Origin of the sequence: Streptomyces sp. BE20 (assembly GCF_036322525.1) — a bacterium.
In the GTDB taxonomy this organism is placed as follows: domain Bacteria; phylum Actinomycetota; class Actinomycetes; order Streptomycetales; family Streptomycetaceae; genus Kitasatospora.
Map to the genome: position 1 here is coordinate 1 of NZ_JAQYWW010001023.1, position 9,058 is coordinate 9,058.

Consider the following 9,058-nt stretch of genomic DNA (forward strand, 5'->3'; position numbering starts at 1 on the left):
CGGAGCGGGTCCCTCCGGGCCTTCGGCCCTTCGTTCGCGCCTGACCTTCGGTCAGGCGGCGGACCCGCTCCGCGTGTCCGCACCCGGGCTTCGCCCGGGTGGGCCCGGCGCTTCGCGCCTTGGCCGGCCTCACTCCGCTTCGCTCCATGAGGCCCGATGGCTGAGGCGGGATTACAAGCTTGAGCTGGCTTTTTGACTGACCTCACAACAGGCTGACTAGGGGGAGGGGTGGGCGCCGGGGGGCGCGTGCGGGTCGGCTTCACTCCTGCCAGATTGGTCTAGTCCACGGTCTAGACCTCTGTTTGGGTCTCGCGGCGGGTCGGGGTGCGCTACCCTCGAAGGGTGAGCAACGGTCTCCGGTGTATCAGTCTTCAGGCGTCAGGTTATCCCGCCGGAAGTGGGGTCCGGATCCATGCTTTTCGGGCGTTCGCCGGAATTCGTGACCGGGGACTGATATCCTGCCGGATAGTCGCTTCTGTCGCGCGCACTGTTTCCGGTCGCCTCGATTCTCGGGCCGTCCGTCGAATGTATCAGTAGGGCACTGTCAGAATTTCCCGTGTGGTCCCTGGTGTGGGTCCGGGAATGGGTGAGGGGAACGTCTTCGTGAACGTCGTAAAGCCTGGCTTGAAGGCCACTCAGTCCGCTGCCGGCATCTCACTGCGCGGGCACCAGGAGGAGGTGCTGGAGGCCATCGTGCGGGGCCTGACGCCCCGTCCGGGATACCAGGCGCCGAACGGGCTGCGGGTGACGGTGCAGATGGCCACCGGCTCCGGCAAGAGCTACGTCGGTGCGGCGGCCGGCCAGAAGCTCGTCCCGCGCGGGACGGTGCTGGTGGTCGTGCCCACGCTGGACCTCCTGGTGCAGATGGTCGGCGCCTGGCGGGCGGCCGGGCGCTCCGGGGACATGCACGCCATCTGCTCGCTGGTCGACTCGGAGCTGCCGTTCGGGGTGATGGCGAGCACCAGCCCGCTGATGATCGGCATGTGGCTGGCGAACGCCGCGAAGCACCGCCGGCCTATCACCCTGTTCGCCACCTACACGTCCGTGGGCGCGGTCGCCGACGCCTACGAGTACTGGGCCGAGCGCCAGGGCGAGCTGCTGCCCCCACTGGGCCTGATGGTCTGCGACGAGGCGCACCGCTCCTCCGGCAGTGTCGAGAAGACCTGGACCGTGGTCCACGACCAGGCCGCTATCCCCGCGGACAGGCGGCTCTACATGACGGCGACCCCGCGGATCTGGGCGCCGCCCAAGCGCCCCGTGAAGGGCCGCGAGGGCGCCTATCAGCCGCTGCCGGAGGAGCTGGCGGTGTCGATGGACGACCAGCGGATCTACGGCCCGCACGTGTACTCCCTGGGCCTGGCGGAGGCGATCGACAGGAGGTTGTTGGCCCCGTTCGAGATCGTGGTCCTGGAGCTGCGCGACCCGCTCGGCGACCGGGCCGCGGCCGAGGCGCAGGGCGTGCCGTGGGGGCCGGGGGTCGGCGAGGCCGAGGACGGGAGTGAGGACGAGGTGCCGGCCGCGCGGATCGCGGCGATCCAGGCCGGGTTGGTCAAGACCGTGGTGGAGCGGGACCTCCGACGCTGCATCACGTTCCACAGCCGCACGATCGAGGTGCGGTATTTCTCGGAGACGCTGAATCAGACGGTCGAGAAGCTGCATTTCGAGAATCCGCAGAAATACCCGCCGGAGTTCTGGGCGCAGTGGCTCTCCGGTGAACACGATGTCGACTACCGGAAGGAGCTCATCGGAGATTTCGGGAAGGGCGAGGAGGACGACGGACTCAGGTACCGGATTTTCAGTAACTGCAAAGTCCTGGGCGAGGGCGTCGACATGCCGAATGCAGATTCAGTGCTTCTCCAGGGCAGGGGCAGCATGGTGGATATCGTCCAGGCCATCGGCCGGGCCCTGCGCATGCAGCCCGGTGAGGGAAAGACTGCCAGCCTGATCGTACCGGTTTTCCTCAAGCCCGGAGAGGAGCCCGGGGACATTCTGGAGTCCGATTCCTACGGCCCCCTGGTCAAGATCCTGACCGCGCTGCGCAGCCACGACGCCAAGGTCGTGGAGGCCCTCGCGGTGCCGCAGAAGTCCGGCAAGCGAACCAAGGGGCGCAGCGCCGAGGCTGCTTCTGGCCCTGGTGAGAGCATGGTTGGTGCGGGTGGCGGGTCGGGGGCGTTCACGCTGCCGGTGAGGTTCCAGACGCCGGTGGACGAGAACGTGCTCGCCCTCTTCATCGCCTCCAGGGTCCTGGTCGGCGAGACGCAGCTGTGGCGCGAGGGGATCGGTCACGCACGGAAATGGTTCGAGGAGACCGGCGGCCTCGACGTCCCCTATTCCGCGATGGTCGGGGAGAACAGGAATTACCCGCTTGGAAAGTGGCTGTCGGACCGGCGCGGGGAGAATGCGGCCGGAGAACTGGCGTCATACCGGGTGGAGATGCTGGACGCGCTCGGCATGATCTGGTCCGTGTCGGACGCGCGGTTCGAGGCCGGTCTCGACTGGGCGCGGGTGTGGGCGAAGGGCCACGGCGGGTCGTTGGCGGCGCCGGCGCGGGCGTCGGTCGGCGGCTACGCGATCGGCACCTGGTTGTCGGAGCTGCGGGCCGCGGCCCAGGTCCCGGACGGGGAGCAGGGGGCGCTGGCTCCGGAGCGGCGGCGAGCGCTGGAGGAGATCGACCCGTGGTGGGCGCCGCGCTGGCCGATCACCTGGCAGCGCTCGTATGCCACCGCCAGGTCGTGGTGGCTGGAGTCGGACGGGCGGGTGGACTGGGCCGCGCTGCCGGTGGAGACCGAGTTCGAGGGCGAGGCGCTCGGGCGGTGGGTGCAGGCGCAGCGGGCCGGCTTCGGCGAGCTCGACCAGGAGCAGCGGGACCTGCTGAGCGCTCTCGGGGTTGAGGAGGACCAGGAGCTGGCCGCCGTCCGGGCGAAGGTCGCGGCCCGGCCGAACAAGAGCCGCGGGGATCGGTTCGCGGCCGGCCTCGCGGCCCTGGCCGCCTTCGTCGCCGAGCACGGGCACGCCCGGCCCGCCCGCACCCACAAGACCGCTGACGGGCTGGCGCTGGGTGTCTGGGTCAACAACCAGCGTGCCCGCCGGGACAAGCTGAGCGAGGAGCAGCGCGGGCAGCTGGAGGCCCTCGGGGTGGTGTGGGGTTGAGCTGCTCCGTGGTGGGGCCGCCATGTACGTCGGCCTCATGAGTCAGAAGGGTGGGTCTTCGGGGAAGGGATTCGTGTAGCTGCTCTTCGGCACGGAGTTGAAGGTCTTCGTCCAGGGGTCGTCTGCCTTGGCCTGACTTGTCGGGCTGCCTCCCCAGCCCGAGTTCTGGCTCGTCGGATTGGTTCCCCAACCTGAGTTCTGTGTGGCGGGGTCGGCACCGGGCGGTTGGGCTCGGGGAGCGGGGACGATGCTGTCGTTGTCACCGTCCATGCAGTCGAGCCACAGCTTGCGCAGGTGCGCCCGGCACGTGGGGTAGTAGTCGTCGTCGTCCCTGTAGTTCGGACGCTCCCAGCGGTCGCGATCGGGGTCTTGGCCGGCGATGGAGCAGAGGGCTAGGAAGACGGCGTTGGCCTTGGGCCAGGAGACGATGCTCTTGCCGGTGAGGAGGCGGCGGATCGTCTCTCGGCTGACCTGGACCGGGGCCGGGAGGGTGGCGGCCACTTCGGAGATCCTCTGGAGGGACGGTTCCTCGGCTTCGCGGTAGTGCATGAACAGTTCAGCTGCGAGGGCGCGAAGCGGCCCCGGCGGGAGCTTGTCCTCCTTCGGCAGCCGCATCAACCTGGGCAACATGCCCTCCTCGCTCGCTCGTGGTTCGACGTCGGTGTGGGATTGCTCAGGATGACCCACGTAGACACATTTTTACTAGCTAGGTCTTGCTTAGTGACGCCAGAACCCCAGAAGAGCCCTCTTGAGACTCGTGGAAACTTCTTTCAGCTTTTCCTTATTTCCGCTGGTCAGAGGCCCTTTTCGGGTGCTTTCGTAGATCCCGGCGGCCCGGCGAGGGACCTTTTGTCTCACATCTCGGACAGGAGCCGCTGGAGCGAGAAACAGCGACGGCCCCCTGGTGGGCAGCGAGCCGTCGGATCAGACACAGCAGCTGAAGGAGCAACTCATGTCTGTACTCGAGCCTACGAGCAAGCCTGTCGACCCGGAAGGCCTCAGTGGGACGGATCGGCCTTCGCCGAAGGCAGCTCGATGGAAGCAGTGGACGCATCGGGCACGCCGCGACATCGGGCTCTCGATGGTCCGGGGTGCCGCCACGGCGTTCGGCGGAGCGATCGTGTCCTTCGGCGTCTGGTGGCTCAAGCAGCGCTACTGAGCACCTGCAGTTTCGTCCGGCAGCGGTCCGGCCCCGCTGAGCGAGTGCCCAGTGATTCCGGGCGCAGGACACCGAGTTGGCCACGACAAGGAGGACTTGCGGACTGTGCTCGGGCTCAATGAGAACAACGAGCTGGCCCCATCCGGGCCCAGGTCGCGGCCCGGACGAGCAAGTCGAGGACGGCCCGGTACGCGGCCGGGTTCCCCTGCCAGTTCAGGGCGAGCGAGTCGGTAGTGCTCTCGCCTGGGGGACCGGGCCGCCGGGGGTCGAGTCAGCTCGCAGGGCACGGGTTGGAGTGGGCGGTGGCAGTGGGGTGGGAATCGAACGAGGGCGCTTGAATTGAAGCGCTCTTGTTCGATTTTCAGCCGGTTGAGGCGAGGCGGCTGAAGGCCCATCGGAGGACTTCTTGGTCGACGCGGGTGCGGCCGGTGCGTTGGAGGGCTGTGTGGGTGTGGGCGGTCAGGCGGGCCCAGTTGCGGAAGTTGCCGTGGGCGGCGTGCTGGTCGGCGAAGGCGATGTCGGCGGGGTCGGCTTCGGCCCAGATGGGGTGGTAGAGCGGGATGACGTCCAGGACCTCTTCGGGGGTGAGGCGGGCCAGGCGCTGCCAGATGAAGATCCTGGAGGAGAGCATCGGCTCCTTTCGCAGACTCTGGTAGCAGCCTTCGCCTCCCACGAAGACGACGGCGAGCTGGGTGTAGGGGTCGTCCCAGAGGTAGCGGACGTACTCGAGCTGGTCGCTGGAGAGCCACTGAGCTTCATCCAGGACGAGGGTGCGGGGGCGGGCGGCGAGGGCGGCCTTGAGGAGGTGGTCGAACTCGCTGGCGTAGCGCGGGGGCTGGCCCGGTAGTTGGAGGCTGGTGAACAGTTCGTGGCGCACCGCGCGGGTGGTGGGGCGGGCGTGGAAGGTGATGCGGTGGATCTCTTCCGCGGGTTCGAGTTCGCGCAGGCAGCTGGTGACGGCGACGGTCTTGCCGAAGCCGGCGCCGCCGTGGATGCAGGTCATGGCGCGGGCGGCGATGGTGTCGGCGAGGTTCTCGCGCACGGTGAGCAGGGCTCGGGTGGCCACGAGGCGGGCTTCGGGCAGGGCGGTGTACTGGTCGGTGGGCGGGGGCGGCAGGCGGCGGGTCACGGGGCGTCCTGGGGGTGCGGCGCAGGGGTGCGGCGGGGGGCGGTTTTGATGGTGGCGGGGGTGGGCCAGTCCGGCGGTGCTGGGGCGGGCGGGATCAGGTCCGGCAGGGCGAGGGCGGCGAGGCTGCTCTCGTGGTGGCGGGACAGCTCCCGGGTCGCCTCGGCGGCGGTGACGGCCTCCAGACGGCGAGGCGGGGTCGGGGTGGTGGCGGGGGCGAAGCGCTGGTGGCGCAGGAGCTCGGCGGCCTTGGCGTCGGCTCTGAGGCGTTGTGCGCGGCGGGCGCGGGCGCGGCGCAGGGCGGTGAGTTGTTCGGGGGTGGCTTGGTCGGCGAGGTGGGCGGTGCCCAGGCGGCGGCCGGCGGGGTCGCAGACCTCGATCTCGTGGGTGTGGTGGGGCATGAAGCGGACCCTGACCTGGCGGCCGGCTTGGCCGGTCATCCAGTCGGCGAGGTAGTCGCGGCTCTTGAAGCGGACGCCGTGGCTGGTGATGACATGGGTGCGGGCGTCGCTTTCGAGGGTGAACGACCACAGGTCGGCCGCGGGGATGTCGGTGAGCGGGGTCGGGTCCTGGTTCCAGGCTTCGAGCGGGGTGCGGCCGTGGAGTCCGTCGGGGTGGTGCTGGGTGTTCCACCACGTGACGAAGGCCAGGACTTCGGCGGTGAAGTCCTCGAAGGACATGGCCGGGGCGGTGGGGAGGCGGTCGGGCCGGCGGCGGGGCTGCTTGGTGCGGTGGGCGGGCAGTGCGGCGAACAGCATCCGGGTGGCGCTGCGGTTGAGGTTCTCGATGCTGCCTTTCAGGTGGGGGCTGTAGGGGGGCAGGTCGTCGACGGTGGTCCCGAACGCGTCGAAGGCGGCGGTGACGGTGACGGAGAGGAAGTCCTTGCCGCGGTCGATCCGCACCGTCTCCGGCCGGCCCCCAGCCGGGCCGTAGGCACCGGTGCGCAGGATTGCCGAGCGCAGCGCGACCAGGATCGAGGCTCGTGAGGGGACGCCCGGGGTCACGGCCAGGCCGGTGATCACTTTCGTGGCGCAGTCGATGAACCAGGTGACGTAGGGGCTCACCAGTCGTCCGCCCGCGGCAACGCGCAGCGGGGCCTGGACGTGGTCGCCCTCCCAGGTGTGGTTGCGCCAGGTGCGGGGGCGTTTGCCGAACACGTCCAGAGCGCGGGCCGCGTCGGGGCCCTTGCGGTAGCCGGCCAGCTCGCCCGCGGTCAGGTCACGGCGTACCGCGCGCAGGAACGTCGCCAGCGACGGTACCTGTTCCAGCACGGGGACGGCGGCCGGTGGAGCTCCGCCCGGGATCGCCGCGCGGGCCGGGTACGGCGTGGACGGCGGTCGGAGAAGGACAGCGGCGACGGCAGCAGTGGCTGCCGTGCCGGTGCCGCAGTCGCTGCTGTCGAGCGTGGTGGTGTCGGGGGTGAACGCTGCGTGGGTGGCGTACCTGGTGGCGGCTTCGTGGTCGGCATCGCCGGTGCCGGTGCCTGCGAGGGGGACGGTTGCGTCGGCAGGAGCGGCGAAGGTGGCGAGGGCGGCTACGTGGGCGGTGATGCTGGTGCCTTCAGAGGTGGCGGCTGCGTGGGCGCGGACGGTCAGCTCGCGGTGGACCGCCGAGGCGTTGCCGCGCCAGTAGGCCAGCAGCACCCGGATCTGCGGGGTGATCTCGAACCTGTCGGCGCGGCGTGCCCCAGGAGCGTCGGCGGTGGCGGGAGTGGTGGCGGCCTCGGCCAGCCAGCGCCACACCGTGCGCTCCGAGACCGCCAGGCACTGCGCCGTCGTGCGTACGTGCGCGCGGGTGAGCTGGCCCTCGGCCCGCAAGGCCAGCAGGCGGCGCACCGCAGGGGCGCGCAGGACCTTCAACGACACCGCGTCCAGGGCGGGCTCGGCCTGGGCGGGCGCGGGCGTTGTGGTGGTGTCGTTGGGGACGGAGTTCACCGGGGTCCCTCTCTCGTCGGCGGTGACGGTTGGCGCGGCGGTGGCTGAGAGGGGGTCAGGGGTTGGGGCCGAGGCGGGAGCAGGCCTTGGACAGCAGCGCCCGGTCGGCGCCGGTGCCGGGGTGCTGGTCCAGCGCGGCGTAGGCGTGGGAGGTGATCTTCGCCCAGGTCCGGAAGTTCCCCCGCGCGCACGTCTCGTCCGTGTGCAGCAGGTCGGCGTCGGTGGCGGTGTGCCACAGCGGGTGGAACAGGCGCAGCACGGTGGGGATCTGGGAGGTCTCCAGGCGCGGGACGTGCTGCCAGGTCAGTACACGGGAAGCCAGCGCGCGGGCGCGGGCGAGGGTGCGCTCGGCGCCGGCCCCGCACAGTACCAGCGACATCTGGGTGGTCGGGGCGTCAGCCAGCAGGCGAAGGTAGTCGAGCTCGGGGGCGGCGATGCGCTGGACGTCGTCGATCAGGAGCACGCCGGGAGTCTTGAAGGCGTCGATGAGCGCGCGGTCGGCCGCGTCCGTGCGGTTCGTCAGCGCGGTGGCCGGAAGGCCGAACGCGGTCAGCAGCGCGGCGCGCAGTTGCGGCAGCGCCGACTTCACCGCCACCTGCGCCAGGCAGACCGGTAGACGGCGCGGCAGCAGGCCCAGGGCCTGGTGGACCGCGACCGTCTTGCCCTGCCCCGCGTCCCCGTAGACGCAGGCGATCCCCCGTGCGGCCACCGTGTGAGCGAGCGCCTCCGTCACCTCGCCCGACTGGCTTGTCGCGACCACGTGAGCGCCGGGTACGTACAACCGCACCCCCAACAGCACCCCCGACGGCACCACCGTGGCAGAGCCGTCCGGCACGGCCGACAGCGCAGGCAGGGCCCCTGGGGCGGGCACGGTCGACGAGGCGAGGCTCCCGGCCGGGGTCTGGCCGGTCTCGCCGACCGTGCCCGGCAACGCCAGCTCCGCCAGCGCCCGGTCGTACACCGCTGGCTCCACTCGGCCACGCCCGGGTCGGACACCGTGCAGGACACGGCCGGCCCGCCGTTCCTGCTGGACCGCCCGGTGCAGCGTCCCCAACGACGGCACCGACCCGGCCGAGCCCGGTGCCGCGACCCTGTCTGCCTGTGCGGTCAGCTCCCGGTGCAGCGCAGCGACGTTCCCGCCCAGCTCGGACAGCCGGTCCCACAACTTGTCCGTGACAGTGAACCCACCGCGCCGCGGCGCCGCTTCCACACGGCCCGACTCCCGGGCCTCGGCCAGCCACCGCCACACCGTGCGCACCGACACCCCAGCCGTCTCGGCCGCGATCCGCGCGTGCACCGACGACAAGGCACCAGCCTCGTCCACCGCGAGCAAGCGCCGCACCATCACCTGCCGTACCAGCGCACGCTCTCCCGCTCGGGACACCAGCGGTCCCCCGCTGGTGTCGGGCGCTGTCATCGGGGCCGGGTCAGACGGTGTGGTCAGGGGATCGGCAGTCACAGGCGCCAGCCCACACCCCCGGCACGGCCAGCCGCACAGGAATGAGCGTCCTCATGTCAGCCGACCACCAGCTGTGCTAGACGCGATTCGCGTACTACGGCAGCGGTTTGGTCACCCCGTGACAGCCAAGGCCCGCGATATCATCAGGCAGAAACCAAGCTCAACGAGCCCTTGCACTCACCAGCCGGGCTGCCACCCAACCCGCTGACACCACCCCACCCACTCACACC

6 protein-coding genes are annotated in these 9,058 nt (G+C 70.5%); 2 read left to right on the forward strand and 4 right to left on the reverse strand.

Annotated elements, in window-relative coordinates:
- Positions 1-624 precede the first annotated feature (624 nt).
- Positions 625-3,150, forward strand: a complete 2,526-nt coding sequence (locus PUR61_RS28680) for a DEAD/DEAH box helicase (protein WP_329882388.1) — start codon at positions 625-627, stop codon at positions 3,148-3,150.
- Between the two features lie 42 nt (positions 3,151-3,192).
- On the opposite strand, the gene PUR61_RS28685 is transcribed toward PUR61_RS28680, so the two are convergent.
- Complete coding sequence (locus tag PUR61_RS28685) at positions 3,193-3,837, reverse strand: hypothetical protein (RefSeq protein ID WP_329882389.1); 645 nt, start codon at positions 3,835-3,837, stop codon at positions 3,193-3,195.
- 265 nt (positions 3,838-4,102) lie between these two features.
- On the opposite strand from PUR61_RS28685, the gene PUR61_RS28690 reads away from it, so the two are divergent.
- Positions 4,103-4,309 (forward strand): hypothetical protein, encoded by a 207-nt coding sequence (locus PUR61_RS28690; protein WP_329882390.1) that lies wholly within the window; start codon positions 4,103-4,105, stop codon positions 4,307-4,309.
- A gap of 361 nt (positions 4,310-4,670) precedes the next feature.
- On the opposite strand, the gene PUR61_RS28695 is transcribed toward PUR61_RS28690, so the two are convergent.
- From PUR61_RS28695 to PUR61_RS28705, 3 genes are read right to left on the reverse strand one after another with little or no spacing between them, the layout of a single operon-like run.
- Entirely contained in the window at positions 4,671-5,438 is a 768-nt protein-coding gene (locus tag PUR61_RS28695; protein ID WP_329882391.1) for an ATP-binding protein, read from the reverse strand.
- Positions 5,435-7,369 (reverse strand): Mu transposase C-terminal domain-containing protein, encoded by a 1,935-nt coding sequence (locus PUR61_RS28700; RefSeq protein ID WP_329882392.1) that lies wholly within the window; start codon positions 7,367-7,369, stop codon positions 5,435-5,437. The genes PUR61_RS28695 and PUR61_RS28700 overlap by 4 nt, the downstream gene beginning before the upstream one ends.
- A gap of 55 nt (positions 7,370-7,424) precedes the next feature.
- Positions 7,425-8,666 (reverse strand): ATP-binding protein, encoded by a 1,242-nt coding sequence (locus PUR61_RS28705; RefSeq protein ID WP_329882393.1) that lies wholly within the window; start codon positions 8,664-8,666, stop codon positions 7,425-7,427.
- Positions 8,667-9,058 lie beyond the last annotated feature (392 nt).